The sequence below is a fragment of the Acinetobacter kyonggiensis genome, from assembly GCF_900107285.1.
Taxonomy (GTDB): domain Bacteria; phylum Pseudomonadota; class Gammaproteobacteria; order Pseudomonadales; family Moraxellaceae; genus Acinetobacter; species Acinetobacter kyonggiensis.
Map to the genome: position 1 here is coordinate 1 of NZ_FNPK01000003.1, position 23,917 is coordinate 23,917.

The window sequence follows — 23,917 nt, forward strand, 5'->3', positions numbered from 1 at the left end:
AAACCTGTGAGTGCATCAGATCTGAAGCTGATGCGGTGTATGGATGAGTTACATATGCAATACCCTTTTGCAGGTAGCCGTATGATGCGTGATTTGTTGAATCGTCAAGGACATCATATAGGACGACGTCATACACGTACTTTAATGAAGAAAATGGGCATTAATGCGTTATATTGCAAACCAAATTTAAGCCAGGCTAATCAAGCTCACCGCAAATATCCATATCTGCTCAAAGGATTGGCTATTCAGCGCAGTAATCAAGTGTGGTCTACGGATATAACGTATATCCCTATGGCAAAAGGCTTTGTTTATTTATGTGCTGTGATTGATTGGCATAGCCGCAAGGTACTTGCGCATAGAGTATCGATTAGTATGGAGGTTACATTTTGCATAGAAACATTAAATGAAGCTATTGAAAAATATGGTCGACCTGAAATATTTAATACAGACCAAGGCAGTCAGTTTACCAGTGATGCATTTATTGATGTATTGAAATCAAATGGCATTCAAATCAGTATGGATGGTAAAGGTCGATGGGTTGATAATGTGATGGTTGAACGATTATGGCGGAGCGTTAAATATGAAGAGGTGTATCTCAAAGCCTACAGCAATGTTTTGGATGCGAAGAAGCAATTAAACGCATATTTTGAATTTTATAATTTGAAACGACCTCATTCGAGTCTGGACAAAATGACTCCAGATGAGTTTTACTATGACCAGCTACCACAACAAAATAAGGTAGCTTAACTAGAGCAGAGTATCACTTATAAATAAGCTTTTAGTTGTTCAAACAAGTGGGACCACCTCTATTGTACTGCTCAATTATGCTAAAACAATGTTTAATTTTGACAATTGTGTATTGATACTAGCGTTCATCTGATTAGCTTCTTTTTGCTTATCAGATGAACGCCATAATGTATTTCGTTCCGTTTCATAGTTTGGGGCTTTTTTATCAAAAGATTTCCCTTCTTTACGACAATGCCAAACGCATTTACCGTTAGGGAGTCGTTCCCACACCCAAGCATCCACTGGTGCTTTAGACCAAAATTTTTGCAAATTCACCATACTTTGTAATTCAACTAAAGTTACTTCCTGATTTGTATGATCATTAAAATACTGCAATGCACCATCAGAACCTTCAACATCAAAGAAATCATAAGTTAAAGCTCCTTCTTTATCGGCATACAAGTATGGGCATGTATGTGGTTTATTGTCACAGTGGTAGCCTAATTTAATGAACAACTTCCATGCTTCTAAAAATTGAGCATGGCTTTTTAATTTGATTTTTAGTGCTTGTTTCATAGTATTACCTTATATTTTGTTCGACTGTGTATTTGCCTGCTCTAACTGCTGAAGTAGCTGATCACGCTGTGTTGTCTTATCCGCTATTTCTTGATCAAGTTGCTTTTCCTGCTCCAGTTTTTCTGACAGCTGTTTAGGAATGCTATTAGACGGACGCCGTGGGATATTCACCTTTTCTTTTTTATTCTGCTGCTCAATCTTCGGCTGTGCAGTGCGGATCAACTGGGCAACACCTGATACGGCGTTATCAAATGTCTGCTTATAATCATCACTAAAGTCACCAGATAGTACGATTTCTTTACCGTTCAGCGAAGCTTTGAATACATCTGCACTAGCGCGGGCAAATAAAGTTAATTCCTGACCACCAGCAAATAAAAATACAATCGGTGCAACACTGATGCCGCCTTTACGCTGTACCTTCTTTACTTCTATCAGTGGGATGGATTGTCCCGATGCTTTCTCTAAAGCGCCTTTAATCTTTTGAACATACGGCGTTTGGTCTGTAATAGCTGTAAGGTTGAGATTACCCATAAAAAAAGCCCTATTGTTGAATAGGGCAATTTTGGCAAAGTGAACTATAAGAGCTTGGAGGCAGTTCCAAATAAAAAAGTTCAACTAAATTTTTAAATTGTCATATTTTTCTGTTATATAGACAAAACAATGTTTATCGGTAGTAATTTAAAATGAATATTAGTGTTAAAGAAATTAATAAACATATTGAAGAATTCAAGAAAACTAAAAAGGGTCCAAACTTACTCGTTATTGGATATATGACCTACTCCAAGCTAATGAAAGATGCAAAGTTTCATGAGCACGTCACTAAAGACATAAAAGACCCAATGATTAGATATTATCGGGGTATAGAAATAAAAATGGTGACTAAGAAGCACCATTTTGAAATTAAATAGGTAATAAAAAAGCCTAACAACGATGTTAGGCTTTCTCCCTTGTCTCCTTTTTGCTCAGACACAAGTCTTGCTGTTTTAAGGCAACATCTAATTTTAAAAAATTTTTCATAAAACAGTAAATAATTCCACCAGTAATTACCACTCACATTTTCGATAATACGAACTATTATTATCGTGTCTTATCCATCTTGCAGGGAAGCCATCGGTAACTATAACGGGCGTCATCGCGATTAAATGAACCATAACAATAGCCTTTCTTTTCAATTCTTTCTATAAGCTTATCTCTCTGATCACAAGCCTTCATAGTAGAAGGATTATTACCAGATCCTCCTCTGCATTTATCATTTAAAGTTTCAGACTTTTCTATTAATTGCTGCACATCTGCAGGCGGAAAATACTTCGCATATGCTGAAGTAGTTAACAATACGCCCATGCCTAATAAAACTGCCTTAACCATTCCACATATCCCCCATTCCTAAACCACCTGTAATAGCATGAGCCAATAATCTATCGCTCACATTTTGATTAATATTACCACTATTTTGATTAACAACAACGACTTGCTGAGGGCTTGGAGATGTTAGGTATTCTTTAGCTGGTTCTATCTGAGTATTAATCTTAGGCGGTGTAAATGTAGAAGCTAAGGAGTTTGTTCGAGTAACTGCAGGAACTTCAGCATTTCTGGATGCAATTGCAGATGCAGTATTATTTTTTGCACTATTTACGATTGATGCGGCTTGGTTACTAACTGGCGATTTTGAACTAGCAGACTGTTTTCTCTTATTTAAAATCTCTTCACTGGCCTTACGCATAGCCTCAACACCTCCATGACGAGCTTTATTTAAACCATCACCGTCATAGTTGCCAACGCCACGTGCATTTTTCACGCCTGCCCATTGTTGAGAAGTTTTGTTTGCTAGGGCAACACCATTTTTAGTTTCGATCCACTTGTCTAGCTGTTTCTTCCCACCAGCATAGTGAATTGCCAGCTTATCTTGGTTCTCTGCGTTAAATATATCACTGTCTTTAAAACCTGCTTGCTCAGCCATTTTCGCAAATGCGCCTTTATTCCAAATATTCTGATATCGCCCTGCCCCTGTTGACTTTGATCCTGCTTTAATCAATTGCTTTTGATATGCCTTAACCTCACCAAAAGTCATTTGTGAAATTGGTTTAGGTGGTCTAATCGGGGCACCACTATAGACTGCATCATATCCAGATGTACCAAATGCCCCTTTGGTTGATTCTCCTCGAGCAATCTCATCTAATATTGGTGCATATTCACTCGCTGAAAATGAATTTAAAGACGCTCCACCAAACTGCGCAGGCTCATCTAATCCCTGTCCGCCGTATTGTTTACGAAATAAGAGTGACGTACCGCTACTGTTACCCGATAGCTTTTGTTTTATCCAGTCATAGCCATCTTTAATTAAACTGGTACTCTGACCAACTGGCGTTAGATTAAAAGCCTTAGTCGCTAAATCTATAAAACTGTCCCAACCAGCCTTTAAGATACCGGGTAAATCTGCTGCCTTTAAGCTGTCTGTCCATTCCTTAAAATACGGCGCTACAGTACTGCCCAGCTTATCTCCAATCCAAGCGCCCGCCATACCACCGATAAGTGTTCCTACAGGTCCAAGCAAACTTCCAGCAATAGCGCCTATTGTTCCACCTGCAAGACTACCTACCGTACCGCCTTTCTCTTTGGTACTCTGACTTTTCCAATCACTGAATGACAATGCAGTAAGTAAAGCCCCAATGACTGGCAACCCTTTACCAAATTTCAGTAATTTAGTTAAACCTTTACCACCTTTGCCAAATAAGCCGCCTAATAGACCACCTAAAAGGCCACCACCAGCCCCCAAAAGTTTACCAATACCACCCAGCAATCCACCTCTTGAAGCCAAGTTGTCAGCAATCTTTTGAAGCATCTTAATCTGCTTCTTATTGTGTTCGCTTTCTTCCTTAGGCAATGGCTCACTGCGTTTACGGCTCTTCATCAAACCGGACAAAGGACGCAGCATAAAGCCAGCCACGCGTTTAACTGGTGAAAGTACCGTTGCCACTTCATTGATAGCATCAACAGTCGGATCTATGCCTTGAGGGGTGCTATTCAAGCCATTTGTTATCGCCGTACTGAGCGTTTGAGTAATTTTACCTAAGGCTGATCCACTCTCTTGGCCAGAGCCAATAAACCGCCCATTTGCATCCCGCTGGCGGTCTGATCCCAGTTCACGCGCAATGCTTTCCTGTGAATCAATTGTGACTGAATCATTCTGTATTGTTGACCGTTTTGGTTTCGCTTTTGAATTAGATGACTGTACTGATTCAGAGACTAGATCTTCTACTGTTTCTAATAATTGATTTATGGCAGTTGTAGCCTGTCTTTGTTCTCGGATCAAATCCTCTGAATTAACCGGCTCACGTTGTGCATCAATCAATGCCTGTGCTAATGCGCTCAGTTTAGGCTGAGAAGGTTCATGCTGATACTGCTGGCTTTCTCTGGCTTTTAAAGCCTGTTCAAGCAGATTGATAATCTGCTCTACATTCTTGTCAATCTTGGCTACATCACGGCCAGTCTTTTTCAAGCCAATCAGAAAACCTAGCTCATCATATTGCAAACCACTTGCAGATTGAGACATAAAAAAATCACCCTATTTTATATAAGGTGATTGTGATGTATTGGCAGTGGCTGATTGAATGTCAGTTCCACGTGCAATTAATCTATCTATACCTTTTATTTCCACCCGAAGTAATACAATAAATCCCGCCTCTTGGACCTACACAATTACTAATGCCCGAGCATGGACAACTTCCACTAGATAATCCAGCCGATGATTTAGCTTGATTACTAGACTTAAATGAGCTCGTCCTGTTGGTATTTAATGGGAGTTTACTTGAATAAGATGAATAGGAATTCTGAACTGAATTTATATAGCAACTACTACCAGTACAAAGAAGCTTGGATGAAACCCATTTTGGAGCTTCATTTTCCTTGGATATTCTTTCCCATTCGCCTTTTCTGTCATAAATAAGAACCTGCTTTCCACGCTTTAAATATCCAATAATTCTTCCATCAACTGGAGCATTTCTAATATTAATTTTTTCTGTATTCACATACTTATTTGCTATGGGATAAAATTCGTCTTTTGAAGAGTCCACTGTTTGCGAATCTTGAAGAGAATTAAATTCGCTATATATATCTGCTGATAGCGTTTTAGTAAGTTGTTCAATTCTATCTTGAGATATTTCTCCAAAAGTCGCAGTTGAAAGCCCTAGCAACATAAAAAACCCAAAAATCATATTTTTCATGCACCTCCCCCCTTCTTTAAATTATCACAACATACTAATTATTAGATTAAAAAACCACCCGCAGGTGGTTTTGACTGAAATTCACAGATTAAATTGAATATATCTTTTTATTTTTGGGATGGTGAAAGCAACTATCTAAGGTTAATTTAATTACCTGCCCATCAATAATAACTTTATTTGATGGTTGATATATATTTCCATCAATACTTGAATCTAAATTATGATTAATTTTTAATTCATAAATCCTATTAATTATGACAGTATCTCCATCATCATTAGATGCGGTAACTTCTTCAAGCCTGTAGTGATTAGACATAAAAATCCCCTTTTCAAAATACTAAAAATATTAAATCATCAATAAATTAATTTATTATGAAACTCATCACAGCTAATTTCTAATATTTTTATCGAATATTTATTACAAGAAATATTTCAAACACTTTGCTTTTTTTAATTTTCACACAATATTGCTTAGAGCTTTCATAATTTATCTTTATACAAAAAAAGCCCAAACACGAATGAATGGGCCGAAACTAAAACAGTTTAAAAGTATTAGAAACTACAGCTAGTTTCTGGAGGGTATTTTTAACACTAATCAAATGATTAACAGTGGCAAAATATACCATAATAATAATTAAGCAAAATTATTAGCTCTAATTAATAGTTTATTTAAAAAGGCGGATTCAAGCGGCAAGTGCAACAGTATAAAAACCAGCCATAACATCACTGGGCGTATACCATCCCAGTGTCTTTCTGGGGCGATTATTTAGAGCAGATTCTATCTGTTCTATCCGTTCTTTTGAAACATCATCAAACGATGAGGATTTTGGCAGATATTGCCTGATCAGACCATTGCTATTTTCATTTCTGGCACGTTGAATCGACTTGTACGGATCTGCAAAGTAAGTTTCTATACCTGCTTCCTTTATCCGCCAATGCTCTGAGAATTCCTTGCCATTATCAAAGGTCACACTATATGCATGACTGTGGCGCAAACACTCTAAAGCACACGTGATCGTTTTAGCTGAGGTTCTAGTTTTCCCCAAATGAGCGATATGTAGATACAGACTCTTGCGATCAACCAGGGTTAATAATGCCCCCTTATGATTCTTGCCTATCACGGTATCACCTTCAAAATCACCAAGACGTTGACGCTTGTCTATGATCTCGTCGCGACAGTGAATGCTTGTTCTATCAACCAGTTGGCCTCTACGGTCTGTGTTTTTATAACCCCGCTTGCGATAGGTTTTCTGGTGTCTTAAATGTTGATGCAGTTCTCCACCCTTAGATTTATCCTGATAGATGTACTGATAGATCCACTCATGTGATGGGACATCTAGCCAGCCGCGTTGTTTCAATGCCCCGGAAATCTGTTCAGGCGACCAATCCAGAGCAATCAGATAACGGATGTAAAATATGGCGAAGTCTGTCATCTGAGATGAAGAACGGTATCGTCGTTGACTTGAAAACCGATCAGCCTGTTTAGCCCGATAGCCGCGTTCCCCTGTATTCCTTTTGATCTCACGATAGAGGGTTGATCTGGAACGACCAAGCTCTCTGGAAAGAGTAGAGATTGAAGATTTACTTTTCAAGGCAGCATAAATTTCGTATCTTTCTTCTTGAGAAAGTTGGGTGTATTGCTTCATTGTGTGCTTTCCAATTGCGAGTTGAAAAAGTCTAATGATTCTAATACACCTAACTTTTTCAACTAACTACAAATGTGTCGCACTTGGGATTTGAATCCGCGAAAATATTAAATGACCCAATTTTTATTACTATATTAATTTTAAAGTCGCTAATTAAAAGATCACTACGGAATATCTATGTGAGTATTAATGAACATCCGTCCCATCTATAACCGTTATCCCATCATCGTCTACTTCACCCGCCTCAATGATTTCAAGCTTACGCTGGAATGCCGCACGTTTACCTTCTTTCATCTTCGCTTTGGCTTCCTCTAGTTTTCTTTCAGCATCTGAGACAACAGCTGTACGCCGTGCCTGTACTTCTGATAGGTCTTTAAGATCTTCCTGCTCGAAGCCCCAGAACAAGGCTTCAGATCGGGCAATATTCGTTAGGGTAATACTCTGCTTTACATTCAACTCAACAATTTGACTAATCAGCCCCATCTTAAACTTTACATTCTTAATCACCCATTCAGTTTCTTCAGTTATTGCGCCACTTATATCGATCTGCAATATTTCATCGCGGATATGGATCACACTATCAATTGTGTCACCTGCTAACTCGCCCAAACTCGCCAATCGATTGCGGTTTTTCCTGATAATGGTCGCTGCTGAAAGTTTGTTTTTATGAATGCGGTCATCGCTATATGATTTCTCATCACTTTGACTAGTAAAAGCAGGTGAAAATGACGGATTTTTGACGTCGTTTTCAGTGCTATTTTTATCTTTACTATCATCAGCTTGAGAGTTTTTCCGACCAGTCTTTTGACTAGTCATTTTTTTGATCTCATTATTGAGCTCACGGGCACTCTTTTTGACTAGTGATTTAGTCCTCTTCTTCCATTTTTCAGCTAATGCTTTACGGCGTACAACCGATGCTGATGGCATTTCACAGCCCAGTTCTTCAGCAACCAAATCTACCAGCTGCTGCCATGTCATTTTAGGAGATGTTTCAAACACCTCCTTTAATCGATCCCAAACCTCTTGGGAATAAGATTGCACAGCCATAAATCAACCCAATCCAGAACCGTCTAAAAAATCCATCTGCTTATCTTGGCAATCACTTTTCGGCAATGTCGTTTGAGAAAAGCGTGTTTTTCTTGATTTTTTAAGATCAAGTAAAATTTTCTCCTGCACATCACTTTCATCACGCTCAAAAATATCATCTAAGCCTTTGGCCAAATAATTAAACTGAATTGCACGATCCTTTTCACATTCTTTAATTGTTTGAATCAAATCCATCATAGCCTGCTGGAATTTAAGTTCTGAGCCTTGATCCACTTGATTCAGGTATTGATTAGCTACAGTCTTTGCATTTTCTAAAAGCTGAAGCGTTAATGCTTTTGGAAAGCTGGCAATATGCTTTGCACACAGCATGGACATTTGTGCTGCAACGGCATTTAAGTTTTCAGAAAGAATATCTCCTACGCTGTTAAACAGAACACCAGCTACTGATTCTGTTTCATTTAGCTCTGGGTTAATTGTAAAGCCCAGTACCCAATCTACTGAAACCCGGTAAAGACTACACATCACTTGAAGTAATTCTGCATCGGGCAGAGTTTTCCCATTTTCCATTTCACTAATACGATTCTTTTGTGCTACGCCAAATAATTCGATAGCAACTTCATGCTGAAGCATCCCGCTGCGTTCACGCGCCAGCGCAAGTTTACGACCGATCATTGCACGAGTTTCTAAATCAGATTGTTTAGCCATTAAATACTTCTCCCTGCCAACCAGTCGAAATTAACTTTCTTTTCAAGCCAATTTGTTTCTTTAATAAATATGCATGAAAGCCATACACAGCCGTCCTGAACAGGCTCTGCAAATTCAATTTTTTCACTGACAAAAATATTGTCATCTTTATAAAGTAATTCAGTTCCTTTTAAGGAATCGATTAACAGCTTTGGGTAATTATCAATATCAAAGCGTGGGTAGCTTCTGACTGTGTAATTGCGTGGTTTAAGTGGTGGCTGCACCATTAAACGTACCTCACAATCTTGATTTAAAGCCTTCCAATTTAGAGCCTTGAAAATTGGAGCATAAGTATCAAAAACTTTCTTTTTAAACTTCTTAGCGCCTACAGAAAGGCTATTCCTTTGCTTGCCATTTTCGTCAATCGTTGCACGCCAAATATCATTAGCACTAATTCCGTAAGGCAGCTTCACAGTAATGAAATTGTCACCTGTGATAATTATTCCGCCAGTACTACCACGGTGTACTGAATCTTGATCAATCACTTCTGTTTTTAAAGAACATGGATAAACGATCTCACCTCCCAGTGCACGGCGTTCACGCGCTGGGCGGTTTGTTTGCTTTACTTCAAATGGATCTGAGAACCTGCCAACATTATTTTTTGACCATAAATCCCATGCACTGCGCTTTCTCATCGATCAATCACTCTAGTTAGTGGTGAAATGTGGTTGCCAATGTCGGTGCAGTGGTCTTCAATATCCTTTTTGATAGACAAATCAATTTGCTTATCATTTTGGTTTGAATTCGAGACAGTAAGATCATGATTGGCAATTGCAGTGCGGAGATCGGCAATTAATACATATTCAAAATCACATTCAACCAATGGCTTGTATTCAAAAAACTGTTGCTCATCATCGTTATAAAAATAAACAATACCATCCACCACATTGAAGTACTGCTTTGGATTTAAGCTGAAATACTCAGGGTTATTTGCGGTAGTCAAAAGGCAAGATGTAATCATTTCTGCTTGAACAATATTTCCAATTTTTTCAATTAAATTCATGCTACAGCTCCCAAAGTTCCACTGAACCCAACCTGTTTCAAATATGATTCCCATTTCTTCGCTTGAGCTGGATCTTCAAGCTTTACGGCGATACGTGCTGCAAGTTTCTCGTATGACTCTCCCGGCTCAGAGAACTTGCTTGCGAATTCAGGATGCTGTGAAAGTTTTAAAGCGAAGCTGTGAATTTGTTTTTCAGAAAGCTGCTGAGATTTAGATCCTGTACTCGATGGTTTTTCAGAAGTTGAATTTTGATTATTCGAATACTTGGTTCGGTATGCGTTGATCAACCAATCCGTGAAGTGATAAATCATCAGATCATCGCTCATGGTTTTTTCAGCGTTGTAAATTTCGAATGCTCGTTTTTCACGTTCAGCCCATTTCGAATTCATGATGGATTCAAAGTCGATACTGTCATCGGCAAGATAAATTTCTTCACGAAGTTTTTTAAAGCAAAACCAGTCTTTTTTATTTTTAGATTCTAATGAGAGGTTCTTTGAAAGATTCCGTGTCCCAACGTTGGGACTCTTTAACGGAATTGTTGGGACTCTTTCATGGAATTGTTGGAACTGTTCCGTTGTTGGAACTGTTCCACTGTTGGGACTGTTTAAATCATCATTTCCAGCATCTAAGAGTACCGTTGTTGGGACTGTTTCCCGACCATTTACACCCATTAATTGATAAACTTTGACCTGTTTTGTACGTCCTTTTCTCTCACCAGTGTCTACAATTAAGCCATCTTCAATAAGCTCATCGATGATTTTTAAAACAGTTTTACGGTCCATTTCTGTGTCTTCAACCAGTCGAGCAACACTTGGATAGGCGCAATGATCTTCACCTGCACGGTCAGAAAGTGAGAGTAAAACCAATTTTTTAAGCGGTTTTATGCTCCCACCTTTCTTTTGTTTTTGGCGAACTTTCCAAGCCCAAATAGTTGCATCTAAGCTCATACTAACTCCTCCGCCTTAACCAGTTTTAATTCACCATCAAGAATGGCTTGCATCAGGTCGCACAACTGAGGAGAGCGCCAGAGCGATTCAACATACACACGTAATTCTTTGTAGTTATGTCCTTGGCGTTTAATAAAACGGTCTGCATCATGGCGGGTAGCAAAAGTTTGAACACTTACCCATTCTTCGACGTAATAAACCTTTTCCCAATTGAATCCTTTACTACGTGCATAACTTTCAAGCAGATCATCTTGAGAAGATTCATCACCATCTAAGTCATCAAATAATATGTCTGACTCTTTTAAAACGAATGCATTGATATCATGACGTTCTTCGGCATCAAGACTCTCAAACAACGCTTGAGCGTTTTTATAATAGCCTTCCCCATCTACTAGCCAAGTTGAATCATCAACATATTCAGAATCCATACCATATGTTTTTTGAAGCTCTTGAACTATCCAAATTGGGTCACGTGTAGAGCAGTTATGCTTGTCATGACTTTCTTTCAGTTCTGCAACAAACACTTGCCAAGTGGCATATGTAAAATTACTCATATAAATTCCCCACCCTTGACCAAAACAGCCCCAAATAACATGAAAATAAAAAGAAGAACTTTGTCTATTTCTTTCACTTACTACCGCCTTGGATCACCTTATAAGACTTGCCATAAAGCACCGATTCAATGGTGCTAGTGCTTACAGAAAATTGTTTAGCTAAATCTTTAACTTTTGTTCCTGATAAGCGCTTAATTGGTTCATACAATGCTTTTCTCCTTTTTAGATTTATTTACAAGACCGGTAATACGGGTTAAACCAAATGCTGTTACGCGCATTTGAAGAAATACACGCTCTTTGCCGTCATACTGATTTTTAATCACTGGTGATGTTCTATTCATGAATACGCCATTAATCGTGTACTGGGCATGTGGCTGCAATTTTCTGTCTGCATCGCGGTAAATCCATTTTTTATTAATCAGCAGCTGGATCAGCTCAGATTCTTTTATGCCAATGGTTTTTGCGCATTCACGTATGCAATAAGTGTTTGAAGTATCCGCAATGGTTTCTAATGCTTCTGCCTTAGGTGCCAATATCGTAATTTGCTGTTCTGCTATTTGTTTTGCTTCAAATTGCTCTGCCCATGCACGGGCTGCTTCAGCAGGATTGGTGAAATTGGGTAATGCAACAGATGGAATATTTGATTGAGAATCAAATGTGCGAATTACTTTCAAATTGAATGCAGCACTAATCCACATTGCATATGAGTAAACTAATTCTTTGACAACGTATGTACCCTGATCTAATCCACCACGAATCACACTAACTGGTGCTAAGTTATTGATTTTTTCAGATACAGGAATTCCTGTAACGGTTAATTCCTGAACAAGTTCCATAGTTTGCTTATTTGCCAAAAATAACCCAGGCTCATTCTTGCGATCATTGCCAGAAGCTTTATGCAAATCATTCAAACAGAAGCGGCCATCCGTATCTGTCCGAATTTCAATACCCCCAATGGCAATAGCTGTTTTCACCAAAGCATTCATGGATTACCCCCTTGTAATTCTTAGTGTTCGCTCCGTTCGATTAGATCGAACTGTTCTCTTGGAATGCCTACACCTGTGACATAAGCTGAGAATCATCATCACAACGCTTCTTATCCAATGCTTGGCTGGTTAGTGGATCAAGACGACGTTTGGCTCTGAGTTCTGCTAGTGATGCAGAACGAATAACCTTTTCAGAGACTCGACCAATGCGGTGATCTGTTTCCCAGAACTCACCATCAAAATATTTAAGCGTGATGAGATCCTTTACGCATAAAAGATCCAATTCTTTTAAAACCACGACATCTTCAGGCAAAAAATCGCAATCGTTGTAAGGTGTTGCTGTTTGTGCTAAATTTGGCATTAGGGTTCCTCATTCTTCACTTTTGTGTTGGATGGCAAAAATGCTCAACTGGTCGCACAGTTGGGCATTTTTTGTGCCTGTATATTTTGGTGTGACATCACGCATTGGAGGTGGCGCAAGTTCTAAGCGGAACGTATCTACGGTATCTGTGGTAAGAGCAAACTCTTTTTGAAGAGAATGTAATAGCTCTTCCACTACTGAGATTTCAGCCATGCAGATAGATCGAATAAATTCAGATAATGAAAGTTTACGAGTGCGAGAAATTGCTTCTAACTTTAATTTTTCGCTGTTAGTGCATTTAAAAGTAATGCTTTCTGTTAGTTTTTCGGACATTAAATTACCTCAAGACCTTGCAACTTTGTGTAAAGGCTTTCTTCCAGCTGCTACATCTTTAATTTGGTATTCACGCTCAATTGGGATATCTCTATCACCTAATTTAAGTTTACGAGTGCGAAAAATTGCTTCTAATTTTAATTTTTCGCTGTCAGTGCATTTAAAGGTAATGCTTTCAGTTAGTTTTTCAGACATTTTTAGTTCCCTTTTAAGCAACTGCACTTGGATGAAATTCAATCCAAATAGGCATACATACAGTTTTTCTTTGGGCTATTTTTCGGGTCATAGTGGTTCCTATACTGCTTGCTGACTTTTCTTTCTAGATGGAAATAAATCTTTGTATTTGAATTTTCCATTTGTTTTTTCTTGAACAAGAAGAGCTGTTTCTGATGACATTTTTGCTTTCCCATTAATCCACGCCCACACAGATGGCTGTTCAAGATCAAGCGCTTGAGCTGTCAGGGTTTGGGAGCCAAAATGCTCAACAACACACTTATATAAATTAATTAATTCAATATTCATCTATTGATATCCTATATTTTACAGTCAATTTATAGTTTTAACTATCGACTGTCAACAATTACAACTATTTGAATGTTTATAGTTGCAACTATAAAATAGGAATGAACTTAAGGACTATTTTTATGAATACTCTGGCTAATCGACTAAAAGAAGCCCGCCTAAAAGCTAATAAAACACAAGGTGAAGTGGCTGATGCTGCTGGTATAAAACAACCAACATATCAAGCACTAGAGTCAGGAAAAACTAAAAAATCATCTTACTTGCCTGAAATAGCAAAGTTTCTTGAGGTTGATGTTGATTGGCTTAAAACTGGAAAAGAATCTAATTTATTCAAGACATTAAGTTTCAATGAAATAAAAAAGAAATTCGGTGGATCGAAAACAGACTTAAGTGATCAGAATATAGGTATTAATCTTTATACATTCGGCGACCCTGTGCCTGAAGGTTATACCGCAATTGATTACTATCCTGAGATTAAAGCCAGTGCTGGAAACGGCTATATAAACTTGGAAGAAAGTAGTCCATACAAACTATTTATTCCTAATGTTGAGATACTCAACTCGGGTGCTTGTGCGACGCATTGTAAGATTATTAATGTGGATGGCGAAAGTATGATGCCAGATCTATACCCTGAGCAAAAAATTTCTATAGATATGTCGGCCAAAAAAATCTATGACGGTGAAATCTACGCATTTACAAAAGGTAGTGAGCTTAAAATTAAAATACTTTTTAATTGGGGTGAAGAAGGACAAGGTGGTTTTAGAGCAGTTTCGCGTAATTCTGACAAAGTGCGCTACCCTGATGAATATTATTCGCCAGCTCAAATAGAATCTGAGAACATTCAAATCATTGGTCAGTATTGGTGGAAATCTGAAATACGAAAAGTTCGAAGATAATCAAACTTAGAAGCTCTCATTAACCAAAAAACCTCAATTCGATGTAAACCAAGATGTTGAAAAGGAAAACATAATGATTGCAACACTTAATAAATCCAAAACTGCACTAACGATTAATCGTCAAGAATTTAAATTGGCATTAGATAAAATTGGCGCAGGAATTGATAAACAAATAGCCTCGCTTAAAAAAGCCAAGCAAAGCTATGACGCTGCGGAAATGGCGCGCGAGGTCATTAGTGAAGCAAATATCTTTGAAGCTATTATTGAGGGCTTTAACGAAGCAGAAGGTACTAATTTAAAGCTGACGGACATAACCAATCTTGAAGTGGCACAAGGATGGATAGATGAATTTTTAGAAAAGTATTCTGAGTTATAAACCCCTAAACCATTTTTTGTTGGCTGGATAAATAAAACTGCGAACCCGAAGCGACTTGAGTTTATTTAGGTTGCATCGGGTTGTTTAAAAAGCAAGTCACCGGTAATTTGGGGTTGTGGTGATTTGATATTTTAATATGCATATTGGATTAAAATGTGTTCGGAAGCTCAACGACCATTATCTAAGATATATGGCTGTTTAATATAAATTTAATTGGGAGTAATTATGACAAATTTATCACTATTAACTGACGATAAAGTAATTTCTGATGAGGCAAAAGAACTAGCTGAACAGGCAATAAAACTAAAACAAAAAAGTTCTGACTTTGATATACGCGAGTTTCCAACAGAATTAATTGTCGACAAATATACTAGACCAATTCCAGAGATTGATAATAAAACAGAACTATTTATGCCTGAATATCAGCGCGAATTTAAATGGTCTATAAAACAACAATCAGAATTTATAGAATCGGTAATCACAGATTTACCCATTCCTTATATTTATGTAGCAGATGTAAGTGATGGTGACAATGAAGGGCGTATAGAGATTATCGATGGGTCTCAACGTATTAGAACGATAGCAAGATTTTTGAATAATATGTTCGAGTTAGAGAGTTTGACACTTGTACCTGAATTAAATGGTTTTAAATTCAAAGATCTCAAAGGTTCTCGACAGTTACGACTTAAAAGAAAAACAATACGCTTTATAGAGCTTATAGGTGTTGATGAGGAAGCTCGACGTCAAATTTTTTATCGCCTCAATTCTGGTGGCGTTACTCTAAATCCAATGGAAATCCGTTTTGGGACAAATGATGGAGAGTTTTTATTATTTTTACAAGAGTTGGCAAAAGATGAAAAATTTAAGCGTTTATGCCCCATCTCTCAGGGTAGAATTAGGAATAGAGAATATGAGGAAATGCTATTGAGATTTTTTGCGTATCGTTTTGACATGGAATCATATGTAAAAGAAGTTCGTAGTTTTTTAACAAATTTCATGGCTAAAATGAACGGGAAATATATTTATAAAGAGGGAGAATCTAAAATAATTTTTGATCAAGTTCATTTTAGAAATGTATTTGAGGAAATGCTAAATTTTGTCGATAATAATTTTGAACCCTTATATTTCAAAAAAAGTATAAAAAATATTTCCGTACCCCGTATTCGCTTTGAGGCATTATCAGTAGGTGTCTCCTTAGCCTTGAGTAGTGGGCAACCAATTTTTAAAGAAAATATTCCTGAATGGTTAAATTCGGATATCTTTTCTACATTAACTGATAGTGATGCTAGTAATTCTATTCCTAAATTAAAAGATAGGACTTTTTATGTGGTTAATAACCTTTTAAATCTACCATGGCAACCATCATCTACTGCTTTTATTAAATCTTTAGCTGGGAAATCTGTCATTCCTTTCTTAGAGCAAGGGCCTGATGAAGAAGAAGTTGGTATTCGTGGTGATCAATATGACCTATTTTGATTCTGCCGAAGTGATATTTACAGAAAGGCATGAAGAAATGAACGACTTCTTAACTAAATTCCAGCTTTTGAAGGATGAAGCTGGAATTGGTATTAGTAGAAATCAAGAACATATTTTAAAATCCAACATTGTACTTATGCAATACAATATTCTTGAAAGCACATTTCTAGAATTGTACAAGTGTCTTTATAACTATTTAAAAAATTGTAGCTTATCTGTGGATGCTTTAAATAAGTCTTTTACTTACAATATGTACTCGATTATCAAGCGCTCACATCAAAAAAAACATGATCGTATACAGCGTCAACTCTCAGATAACACATCAACGTTAAACTTTTCAAACTGTGCTATGCAAGTTTGTTTTGATCTAGATCCTGAAGAGCAAAAATTTCTTGTCAATGGCAATCTTGATGGGAAAAAAATCAAGGAATTTCTAACAGCCTTTGGAATAGATATAGCTCTATTAAATGAATTGGATTTATCTCAAATTCAGACACTTAAAGATAATCGCCAATTATTAGCACATGGAGGCTCATCATTTTCTGAAGTGGGTAAACAAATATCTTGGGAAACTTTAGAAAGTAATGTAAATACATTAAAACAATTATTTAATAAGTCAAAAATTCTGCTAGAAGGTTTTTGTAATAATTTAGATCAAGAGGCTATTGGATTAGCGTCTTAAAGCTCATCCCAATTATTTCACCCAACCTTACAGGAACAGCATTACCTATCATACGTCCGACCCCTTTAAAGTTAATTTTTTGAGGGGTTTCGGTAAACTGATAGTTTTTAGGAAAAGTCTGAAATAGGGCTGCCTCCCTTAGTGAAATTCCACGATTTTGTTCAGGATGGCCAAACCTACCATTACCAAAACCAAAGCATAAAGTGGTCATTGTTGGAGCAGGCTTATCCCACTCCATTCGGCCATACACAGCAGGATATGATTTTCCTGATTGCTTTTTGTGGCATTCTGCTCTTAGGTCTTCTGGCCAATCCCTCCAAGTCCCACCAGGTATAGATTTTTTGATCCTTTGAAGATTTAACTCACTAAGCTTGGCTGCAATATGTAATGGATCTTTTGTAGACTTTTCGCCAGCATGTAAAGGCTCTAATTTACCTATAACCTGCTTAACAGTAACGGGCTTTATATGAGTTGGAGGTAATAATTCAATATATCCAATTTTAGATGCTAAAACGACATGTCGTTTTCGAGTTTGTGGGATGCCATATTGAACACATACAACTTCTTTAGAAAAAACTGCATAACCCAATAACTTTAATTCATCTACAAAATCTTGATAAACCTTGTGTTTAATAACTTCTGGGACATTCTCCATAGTTACCAACTCAGGTTTAACCTCCTTTATCAAACGCGAAAAATGATACAGCAAAGGCCATTTTTTGTCTTTTGTTGTGTCTTTACCTTGATTATATGTAGAGAATGGCTGGCATGGGGCGCACCCTGCTAGTAGTCTAATACTTCCCTTAGAGTACCATGATGAAATTTCAGAAGCAGTTACATCTGCAACATCCTTGTGAACAAATATTGCTTTATTATTATATTCGTAAGCGAAATGACATTCTTCAGCGATGTCATAACCTGCTTTAACTTTAATTCCTGATTTAATTAAACCTGCTGTTAGACCACCAACACCACAGAATAAATCTACTGCTTCAATTTGCATATCTTTAATAAACCTCGCCTCAGTCTATATGATATATGTTTTTTCGTTTGACATCGAGGAGCTAGTGAAAATATTTAGCATTCCCTTTAATTGATTTTCCTGAGACCCACCCCTGTGTGGGTTTTCTTTTGTCTATTAAAACATAAACAAAATATTTATAAAAATAACTATATTTTTCGAGTTAAAACATTGACTCGTTTTATAGTTTTAACTATATTTATCTCATACCCAATAAAAAGCCCTGATTACTTTCGACGGCGATCAGGGCTTCTTCTTACAGCGAGGCCAGTATGAATCAAAATCCATCTCACAGTCAAACCCCAGAGCTTGACGCTAACAAAAGTCAAACGACTGAGTGTACTCTTAATATTCCATCAACGGGGATCCTTTACCAGCATCCGCCATCAAGCCAGCAAATTGCAAAGGCAAACAAACAAGCCAAAGTTAAAGCAGTCTTCAAAGAATTCATGGCTATTTCTCTAATCGTTGGTACTTCAGTATCAACAGTATTCACAGTCCGTAGTTGTTCAAATGACGTAGATCGTCAGCATGCTCAAGCTCTAAAATATCAATTGCAATTCTCCGCTTCATCAAATGAAGGAGCACGTTAATGACGACTCTTCAGCTAATTAAACAAACCTTATCGCCAACGCAAGTTTTCGAAGCCTTGGCCAAAGATTTCAAAATCGAATTTGCAGAAATTGATACCAATGACTGGGAACTCCTAACCCATCAAAGTCGTTTAGGTTTTGCTGATTTCTTTGGTGGCTTTATTAAGTTTCGTTTTGCTCAAACCTTGGATGAAAGTTTGAAACGTGCTCAAAAAGCTAAAGCAGAAAAGTATTTTTCTGAATGCGTTGGATTAGATGGCGATAAAAACGAACGCTATCGAATTGGAAAATATCCTAGCTTTTATGTGCTTAAACCCACTGGGCGTAGTGGTATCAATCTTGATGACTTCATTATCTACAAAGAATCACAAGGCAATTTAACTCCTGTAGATAAAGACGAAGCAACTGAGTCGCTCATCAAAGGATTAATTTCAGCCCGTAAAGCAAAACGTAATGCTGAGTATTACGACGCTTTAAACAATATTGGCCACTATCAATCTGATGACTATAAGAAATGGGCTAAAACCCATCGTTAATGATCCTGATGAATTTGGAATTAAGAACTCCAATGGCACAAACCTTTTCTGAAAACAATTTATAGGTAAAAAAATGGTAACAGCCACACAAAAAAACGTACTGAATATTGATGTCGAGAAAGTAGTTGAAATTCTTCGTGATAACAAAGGTAAAGCCTACAACGCTCTACTTGTTGAATTTGAAAAAGTCATGCTTGAAGAAACATTAGTCATGACTCGCGGCAATCAAACCAGAGCTGCTGAAGTACTTGGGTTAAATCGCGGAACGCTACGTAAGAAGATTTCATATTTGTCTTCTTATCGGGCCACGATCAAAGCACAGGAGCAAATTCATGAGCAATAGATTTTATCTTGCATGCTTCCGTGACAATGTTGGTTCAAGTGTTGGCTGGCAAGGCTACCACTACTCCGCTATCACCCGGACACTAAAAGTTTTCGGGGCAAAAATGACACATCAATTTAGCAATGTAAGTGTTGGGGAAATTGAAGAATTAGTCATCAATGCAAAATTGAAAGAAGCGACTTGGAGAGCATGATGATAAACAATCAAATTAAACCTGATTATTCTACCGATGTAGCAAGCTTTGTTAAAAATGGCTGTGTTATTGCACTTGCCGTAAATACAAACAAGACTAACTTTAATTATTGTAATGCTGATACCACTGTTAAAAGTGCTGAGCGTCCTAACAGCCATCAAAACCATATCTTACGCACACGTGCTGAAAAGCAAGGTTTAAAAAGCTATAAGCCTGTTGCTTCATGCAGATCGTGTGGAACCGCCGACCGATCTGTTAAGTCTAATATTTGCCTTGAATGCGATAGACGCAGAGCGCGGGCTAAAACAGAAATGAGTGCTAAAAACTTAGAGGCAATTGGTCATTACCTGCTTAGTAAAGATAAGTCGGTCAAGTTCACCAGTGGCAGCAAAAAATACGTTTTAAAAGTTGAGGTGGCATGATGGAATTAACTTTAGAAAAACTTGATCAACTTGATCAAGAGTTCGAAAAATTTAAAGCAAATTTGGTAAATACTGAAAATAAACCACTTAAAGACATGGTTGCTTTTCTTGATAAACATCGCCCGAATAAAACATTTCAGCTCTGGGCCTTAATGATGATTGATCGTGAAAAAAAGCGTGAACATACAGAGTTCTTATCTTCTCAACTCTGGACGGCTGAAGATCAAATTAACGAGCTTTTAGGTCGTGGTGCTGAAGTTATTAAAGAGCGTGATGAGCTACTGGAAGCCATTAAAATTCATGCGCCCGACTGGGAATCGAAATTGCTCTGGTGTGTTGAGATGGCTGAAGAACCTGATTCGCCTTTTGAGCAAACTCCTGCAAGCAGTAAATCTATTGCTCAACGCGTTGTAAAGCGCTATCACGAAATTAACAACAATAGCTATGACACTGATATAGCTAAATCAATGAACAATTGTATTCGGGTTGCAATGTGGCATGGCACACCAGAAGAACATGTAGCGAAAATTTTATTCAATGAAGCTTGGTTTGACTTACCAATGTTTAAGTGTGATTCAGCAGATCGAATTGACCAAGCCTTCAAAGCTAAAGATTTAGTCAAATGCACAAACCAAGGCAAAGTCTTGGTTACCAAAGATATTGATGAAGCCAAGCGCTTCTTTGGAGTTGCGTGATGGATATTCAGAAAGAATGGGATTTATTTGTAGCGCACCTCAGAACTCTGGGTGTTGTGAAAATTGGTCGAAATGCTTTGGGTGTTATTACTAATCTAACGCGTGAAGGAAATTGCTCGCTTGGGTATAACGATATTGAATTGATGTGGAAAACATGGCAAGTAGCCAAAGCTCAAGTGGTGCAGGAAGGGTTTGTGGTGATGCCAAAATTATTGAGTGATGAACTGGCAGATGAATTAGCAATTGATGCCTTTAATAATATTCAAAGCATGTTTGATTATGAGCACAGAGGCTCAACAGCCACACACCGGGAAGAAATTCGATTGAGATGGTGCAAAAACAAAGCTAGAGACTTTCAAGAAAACTACAAGGCCATGATCGAAGCACAGGAGCGAAGTCATGATAGCTAAAGTTCTTGATCCTTGTTGCGGTTCGCGTATGTTCCACTTTGATCGTCAAAATCCTAATGTGGTTTTTGGTGATATTAGATCTGAAAGCCATGTTTTGTGCGATGGTCGTTCACTTGATATTGCACCGGACATTGAAATGGATTTTCGTGCAATGCCATTTGAAGATGAAAGCTTCCATGCAGTAGTTTTCGATCCACCTCACTTACTTCATGCAGGCGATAAAAGTTGGCTGGCGCTGAAGTATGGAAAACTTAACCAAGATTGGAAAGATGATCTTACTCGTGGTTTTTCTGAATGTTTTCGAGTGTTAAAACCAAATGGCATGCTGATTTTCAAATGGAACGAAACCCAAATTAAAGTCAGTGAAATTTTAGCCTTAACCAATCAAAAACCATGGTTCGGACACCCTTCTGGAAAACGTGCAAATACGCATTGGATTGGATTTATGAAGATGGAGCAAAGTCATGATTGAGAAGACCGAAAATTCATTGAATCTTGGGCTTGAACAAGTTGATGTTTTAATCAGAGAGCTACAATCAACATTTGATGAGTTTAGTAATGATCTAGGCCCTCTCTCGCTTGATGAATCTGGTGTTTCAATTGAAATAAAATTGAAGTCGAGTACTCACTCGTATGACTTAGCTCAATTAAAATTGCTTAGAGCTGAGTTGGTTGATCCAATTGTGAATAGTTTGAAGGAGATTTCATGAGTATTCGAAAAATTAAATCAGTCCTAAAAAAGAAAAATATTCCTTATGAGCTTATTGATATTGATCATGCGACATGTTGTTCGGAAACAACATGGGGCATTATTTTTAAGGAAGAAATCAAGCAAAAAATAATTGAATTATCGAACGGCGAGATAACTAAGAATTATTTTCAATTTGGATTTGGTGGAAATGCTGAACACCTTGCAAAATTATTGGATGCCTTACCAAGCTTAAAAAAAGCAAAGGGAGCTTGATGTGAGTGTTCCAGAACTAAAAACAGAAGATTACTTATTTATGAGGTACAAAGCTCTTGTTGTTCAGCTTGAAGATGTGTGCAAGGACTACTACCCCAACCTCACAAAAAAAGTAATGAATGAGCGAGCTTGCAAACAAGAGTTTCCTTTTCCGTGCTTTCGACTAGATAAAAGTCAAAAATCACCATATTTTGTCCATATTAGTGAATTGGCAGTGTGTATTAATCAGCGCCATGAAACTGCGAAAAAAGACTATGCTACATTTCACCGATGAGATGTAGCACATCATCAATTTGTAAAACATCTTTCCTTTTTTTAGCTGATACATATATCTGTAAGCATTTCCAAGATTCGTGAAGGCTTACTTGCTGTAGCTGTGGAATCGTAAACCCTTGTTCTGCAAGCCGTGTACACGCCTCATGTCTTAAGTCGTGAAAGCGAAGATTTTCAATACCTAAAAACTTACAAGCCTCTCTAAACTCTTTTGCGAGTGTATTAACATTTACAGGGAATAAGAGTTGATCACTGTAATTTAATTCCAACATGCGGTTCCTATATTCTGGCTTCTTTGCTATATCGATAATAGATTTACAAGAATCCAGAACATTAAACTCTTTATTATTGCCTTTTGACCCTCTTGGATTTTTTAAATCCTTAACCAACCAAGATTGATTAAAGGTGTCGTAATCAGACAATTGTAATCTACAAATTTCAGACTCCCGTCTACATGAAAAAATAGCAAACCACATAATAAGATGCATTGGATAGGTATTTCCTTTCGTCCTGCGATTCCACTTTTCTACAAAATATTTTGTGAGCTTCAATAATTCTTTAGATGTTGGCAGTCTGTCACGAGATACACCCAAAGCAAGTTGACGCGTTTTTCGCATTTGTGCAGCAACACGATCAAATGTATTTAAATCAACAGGAACATTCCACATAACAGAAGCATGCACCAATACGCTGCGGATATTAAGCATTTCGGTTTGAATGGCGCTAGGTTTATTAGGCTTATATCCAAGTTCTTCACTTCCATTTCTACGAAGCTTGACATGATTTGATAAGTTTTCGGATGTAATACTTTGAATTTTACACTTAGAAATTGGGAATCTTCTTAAACGCTTAAGCGCAATTACTTTTGATCTACAGTAAACACCTTCTACTTCTTCCAGATATTTATCTATTGCTTGGTGTAGAGTATAGTCAACAGTGACCATACCTTTATTCAATAATATTTCAGGATTGTGTTCAATCTCAGCTTCTCTTTTGATTAGCCAATTTTTGGCAATCTTTTTAGATGCAAAAGTTTTGCTTTCCTTATATGAAGGTAACCCCTTGCGATTGATGCGAATTTCAGCACGATATTTAATAGTGCCATTTGCAAGTTCTCGTGAAGTAACAGTACCCATTTTTACACCTCAATATAGTGAAAGTAATATGGCGTAAATCAGGGCGTAAATAAATGTACAAAAAAAGCAGCATGGAGCAAAACCAAGAATAATAAAGTCAAATAAAAAATAACTTAAATAATTGTTTTTTAATATGGTTTTTAAAAGTTATTGATATTTAAGGTTTTTCCGTATTATGTGAGTGAATTATGGAGTAAAATTACACTTGAGTAATAACTCGCCATTGAATAATGATA

Annotated in this window: 36 protein-coding genes; 16 read left to right on the forward strand and 20 right to left on the reverse strand. The window is 37.4% G+C overall.

The genetic code is table 11. The annotated features are described in order from the left end of the window. A partial coding sequence (locus tag BLV99_RS03005) for an IS3 family transposase (RefSeq protein WP_092687580.1) occupies positions 1-747 on the forward strand: 747 nt, incomplete at its 5' end. A 75-nt stretch (positions 748-822) separates the two neighbouring features. Here the strand turns inward: BLV99_RS03005 and BLV99_RS03010 are convergent. From BLV99_RS03010 to BLV99_RS03110, 18 genes are all read right to left on the reverse strand, one after another. Beyond that, positions 823-1,302 (reverse strand): hypothetical protein, encoded by a 480-nt coding sequence (locus BLV99_RS03010; RefSeq protein WP_092687583.1) that lies wholly within the window; start codon positions 1,300-1,302, stop codon positions 823-825. Between the two features lie 9 nt (positions 1,303-1,311). Continuing rightward, positions 1,312-1,833 carry a hypothetical protein gene (locus tag BLV99_RS03015; RefSeq protein ID WP_092687586.1) on the reverse strand — a complete coding sequence of 174 codons (522 nt, stop codon included), beginning with the start codon at positions 1,831-1,833 and terminating at the stop codon, positions 1,312-1,314. Positions 1,834-2,379: 546 nt separating this feature from the next. Next, complete coding sequence (locus BLV99_RS03025) at positions 2,380-2,667, reverse strand: hypothetical protein (RefSeq protein ID WP_092687592.1); 288 nt, start codon at positions 2,665-2,667, stop codon at positions 2,380-2,382. Next, the gene (locus BLV99_RS03030; RefSeq protein WP_092687596.1) at positions 2,660-4,852 is read right to left on the reverse strand and encodes a hypothetical protein; all 2,193 of its coding nucleotides are present in this window, start codon (positions 4,850-4,852) and stop codon (positions 2,660-2,662) included. Before BLV99_RS03030 ends, BLV99_RS03025 begins: the two co-directional genes overlap by 8 nt. Before the next feature lie 82 nt (positions 4,853-4,934). After that, positions 4,935-5,522 (reverse strand): SH3 domain-containing protein, encoded by a 588-nt coding sequence (locus BLV99_RS03035; protein ID WP_074947767.1) that lies wholly within the window; start codon positions 5,520-5,522, stop codon positions 4,935-4,937. A gap of 88 nt (positions 5,523-5,610) precedes the next feature. After that, positions 5,611-5,838 (reverse strand): hypothetical protein, encoded by a 228-nt coding sequence (locus tag BLV99_RS03040; RefSeq protein WP_074947766.1) that lies wholly within the window; start codon positions 5,836-5,838, stop codon positions 5,611-5,613. 367 nt (positions 5,839-6,205) lie between these two features. Then, a complete protein-coding gene (locus BLV99_RS03045; RefSeq protein ID WP_074947987.1) occupies positions 6,206-7,168 on the reverse strand; it encodes an IS30 family transposase in 963 nt (320 codons plus the stop codon). Between the two features lie 186 nt (positions 7,169-7,354). Beyond that, a complete protein-coding gene (locus BLV99_RS03050) occupies positions 7,355-8,215 on the reverse strand; it encodes a hypothetical protein (protein WP_074947765.1) in 861 nt (286 codons plus the stop codon). A 3-nt stretch (positions 8,216-8,218) separates the two neighbouring features. Beyond that, positions 8,219-8,920 (reverse strand): helix-turn-helix domain-containing protein, encoded by a 702-nt coding sequence (locus tag BLV99_RS03055; RefSeq protein WP_092687599.1) that lies wholly within the window; start codon positions 8,918-8,920, stop codon positions 8,219-8,221. Next, positions 8,920-9,594: a RusA family crossover junction endodeoxyribonuclease gene (locus BLV99_RS03060; RefSeq protein ID WP_092687602.1), complete on the reverse strand. Its 675-nt coding sequence runs from the start codon at positions 9,592-9,594 to the stop codon at positions 8,920-8,922. Before BLV99_RS03060 ends, BLV99_RS03055 begins: the two co-directional genes overlap by 1 nt. Beyond that, complete coding sequence (locus BLV99_RS03065; RefSeq protein ID WP_092687605.1) at positions 9,591-9,962, reverse strand: hypothetical protein; 372 nt, start codon at positions 9,960-9,962, stop codon at positions 9,591-9,593. The genes BLV99_RS03060 and BLV99_RS03065 overlap by 4 nt, the downstream gene beginning before the upstream one ends. Beyond that, the gene (locus BLV99_RS03070) at positions 9,959-10,909 is read right to left on the reverse strand and encodes a helix-turn-helix domain-containing protein (protein WP_092687608.1); all 951 of its coding nucleotides are present in this window, start codon (positions 10,907-10,909) and stop codon (positions 9,959-9,961) included. Before BLV99_RS03070 ends, BLV99_RS03065 begins: the two co-directional genes overlap by 4 nt. Further along, on the reverse strand, positions 10,906-11,463 hold the full coding sequence (locus BLV99_RS03075) for a hypothetical protein (protein WP_092687611.1): 558 nt from the start codon (positions 11,461-11,463) through the stop codon (positions 10,906-10,908). Before BLV99_RS03075 ends, BLV99_RS03070 begins: the two co-directional genes overlap by 4 nt. Before the next feature lie 200 nt (positions 11,464-11,663). After that, on the reverse strand, positions 11,664-12,449 hold the full coding sequence (locus BLV99_RS18390; protein ID WP_228144087.1) for a phage antirepressor KilAC domain-containing protein: 786 nt from the start codon (positions 12,447-12,449) through the stop codon (positions 11,664-11,666). Between the two features lie 67 nt (positions 12,450-12,516). Then, on the reverse strand, positions 12,517-12,810 hold the full coding sequence (locus BLV99_RS03095) for a hypothetical protein (protein WP_074947758.1): 294 nt from the start codon (positions 12,808-12,810) through the stop codon (positions 12,517-12,519). A 9-nt stretch (positions 12,811-12,819) separates the two neighbouring features. Then, the gene (locus tag BLV99_RS03100) at positions 12,820-13,143 is read right to left on the reverse strand and encodes a hypothetical protein (protein ID WP_092687614.1); all 324 of its coding nucleotides are present in this window, start codon (positions 13,141-13,143) and stop codon (positions 12,820-12,822) included. Positions 13,144-13,152: 9 nt separating this feature from the next. Continuing rightward, positions 13,153-13,338: a hypothetical protein gene (locus BLV99_RS03105; RefSeq protein WP_092687617.1), complete on the reverse strand. Its 186-nt coding sequence runs from the start codon at positions 13,336-13,338 to the stop codon at positions 13,153-13,155. 99 nt (positions 13,339-13,437) lie between these two features. Further along, entirely contained in the window at positions 13,438-13,665 is a 228-nt protein-coding gene (locus tag BLV99_RS03110) for a YdaS family helix-turn-helix protein (protein WP_092687620.1), read from the reverse strand. A gap of 122 nt (positions 13,666-13,787) precedes the next feature. On the opposite strand from BLV99_RS03110, the gene BLV99_RS03115 reads away from it, so the two are divergent. The 4 genes from BLV99_RS03115 (at position 13,788) to BLV99_RS03130 (ending at position 17,095) form a co-directional block, all read left to right on the forward strand. Next, positions 13,788-14,561 (forward strand): XRE family transcriptional regulator, encoded by a 774-nt coding sequence (locus tag BLV99_RS03115; RefSeq protein WP_092687623.1) that lies wholly within the window; start codon positions 13,788-13,790, stop codon positions 14,559-14,561. A gap of 73 nt (positions 14,562-14,634) precedes the next feature. Next, a complete protein-coding gene (locus BLV99_RS03120) occupies positions 14,635-14,937 on the forward strand; it encodes a hypothetical protein (RefSeq protein WP_092687626.1) in 303 nt (100 codons plus the stop codon). Between the two features lie 225 nt (positions 14,938-15,162). Then, positions 15,163-16,413, forward strand: a complete 1,251-nt coding sequence (locus tag BLV99_RS03125) for a DUF262 domain-containing protein (protein ID WP_092687629.1) — start codon at positions 15,163-15,165, stop codon at positions 16,411-16,413. Next, positions 16,400-17,095 carry an MAE_28990/MAE_18760 family HEPN-like nuclease gene (locus BLV99_RS03130; protein WP_092687632.1) on the forward strand — a complete coding sequence of 232 codons (696 nt, stop codon included), beginning with the start codon at positions 16,400-16,402 and terminating at the stop codon, positions 17,093-17,095. Before BLV99_RS03125 ends, BLV99_RS03130 begins: the two co-directional genes overlap by 14 nt. Here the strand turns inward: BLV99_RS03130 and BLV99_RS03135 are convergent. Continuing rightward, positions 17,076-18,098 (reverse strand): DNA cytosine methyltransferase, encoded by a 1,023-nt coding sequence (locus BLV99_RS03135; RefSeq protein ID WP_092687635.1) that lies wholly within the window; start codon positions 18,096-18,098, stop codon positions 17,076-17,078. The genes BLV99_RS03130 and BLV99_RS03135 overlap by 20 nt on opposite strands. A 290-nt stretch (positions 18,099-18,388) precedes the next feature. Here BLV99_RS03135 and BLV99_RS03140 point away from each other — a divergent pair, with 290 nt between their 5' ends. From BLV99_RS03140 to BLV99_RS03190, 11 genes are all read left to right on the forward strand, one after another. Beyond that, a complete protein-coding gene (locus BLV99_RS03140; RefSeq protein ID WP_092687638.1) occupies positions 18,389-18,709 on the forward strand; it encodes a hypothetical protein in 321 nt (106 codons plus the stop codon). Then, a complete protein-coding gene (locus tag BLV99_RS03145; protein ID WP_092687641.1) occupies positions 18,709-19,245 on the forward strand; it encodes a hypothetical protein in 537 nt (178 codons plus the stop codon). The genes BLV99_RS03140 and BLV99_RS03145 overlap by 1 nt, the downstream gene beginning before the upstream one ends. 73 nt (positions 19,246-19,318) lie before the next feature. After that, on the forward strand, positions 19,319-19,588 hold the full coding sequence (locus BLV99_RS03150) for a helix-turn-helix domain-containing protein (protein ID WP_092687644.1): 270 nt from the start codon (positions 19,319-19,321) through the stop codon (positions 19,586-19,588). Further along, positions 19,578-19,781, forward strand: a complete 204-nt coding sequence (locus BLV99_RS03155; protein ID WP_092687647.1) for a hypothetical protein — start codon at positions 19,578-19,580, stop codon at positions 19,779-19,781. The genes BLV99_RS03150 and BLV99_RS03155 overlap by 11 nt, the downstream gene beginning before the upstream one ends. Next, complete coding sequence (locus BLV99_RS03160) at positions 19,781-20,203, forward strand: hypothetical protein (protein WP_092687650.1); 423 nt, start codon at positions 19,781-19,783, stop codon at positions 20,201-20,203. The genes BLV99_RS03155 and BLV99_RS03160 overlap by 1 nt, the downstream gene beginning before the upstream one ends. Beyond that, positions 20,200-20,898: a hypothetical protein gene (locus tag BLV99_RS03165; RefSeq protein WP_139243520.1), complete on the forward strand. Its 699-nt coding sequence runs from the start codon at positions 20,200-20,202 to the stop codon at positions 20,896-20,898. The genes BLV99_RS03160 and BLV99_RS03165 overlap by 4 nt, the downstream gene beginning before the upstream one ends. Further along, entirely contained in the window at positions 20,898-21,308 is a 411-nt protein-coding gene (locus BLV99_RS03170) for a hypothetical protein (protein ID WP_092687656.1), read from the forward strand. Before BLV99_RS03165 ends, BLV99_RS03170 begins: the two co-directional genes overlap by 1 nt. Continuing rightward, positions 21,298-21,780 carry a class I SAM-dependent methyltransferase gene (locus BLV99_RS03175; protein ID WP_092687660.1) on the forward strand — a complete coding sequence of 161 codons (483 nt, stop codon included), beginning with the start codon at positions 21,298-21,300 and terminating at the stop codon, positions 21,778-21,780. The genes BLV99_RS03170 and BLV99_RS03175 overlap by 11 nt, the downstream gene beginning before the upstream one ends. Next, on the forward strand, positions 21,773-22,018 hold the full coding sequence (locus BLV99_RS03180; protein ID WP_092687663.1) for a hypothetical protein: 246 nt from the start codon (positions 21,773-21,775) through the stop codon (positions 22,016-22,018). Before BLV99_RS03175 ends, BLV99_RS03180 begins: the two co-directional genes overlap by 8 nt. Continuing rightward, on the forward strand, positions 22,015-22,272 hold the full coding sequence (locus BLV99_RS03185; protein WP_092687667.1) for a hypothetical protein: 258 nt from the start codon (positions 22,015-22,017) through the stop codon (positions 22,270-22,272). Before BLV99_RS03180 ends, BLV99_RS03185 begins: the two co-directional genes overlap by 4 nt. A 1-nt stretch (position 22,273) precedes the next feature. Further along, positions 22,274-22,546 carry a pyocin activator PrtN family protein gene (locus tag BLV99_RS03190; protein ID WP_092687670.1) on the forward strand — a complete coding sequence of 91 codons (273 nt, stop codon included), beginning with the start codon at positions 22,274-22,276 and terminating at the stop codon, positions 22,544-22,546. Here BLV99_RS03190 and BLV99_RS03195 read toward each other — a convergent pair. Further along, positions 22,530-23,681 (reverse strand): tyrosine-type recombinase/integrase, encoded by a 1,152-nt coding sequence (locus tag BLV99_RS03195; RefSeq protein ID WP_092687673.1) that lies wholly within the window; start codon positions 23,679-23,681, stop codon positions 22,530-22,532. The genes BLV99_RS03190 and BLV99_RS03195 overlap by 17 nt on opposite strands. Between the last annotated feature and the right edge of the window lie 236 nt (positions 23,682-23,917).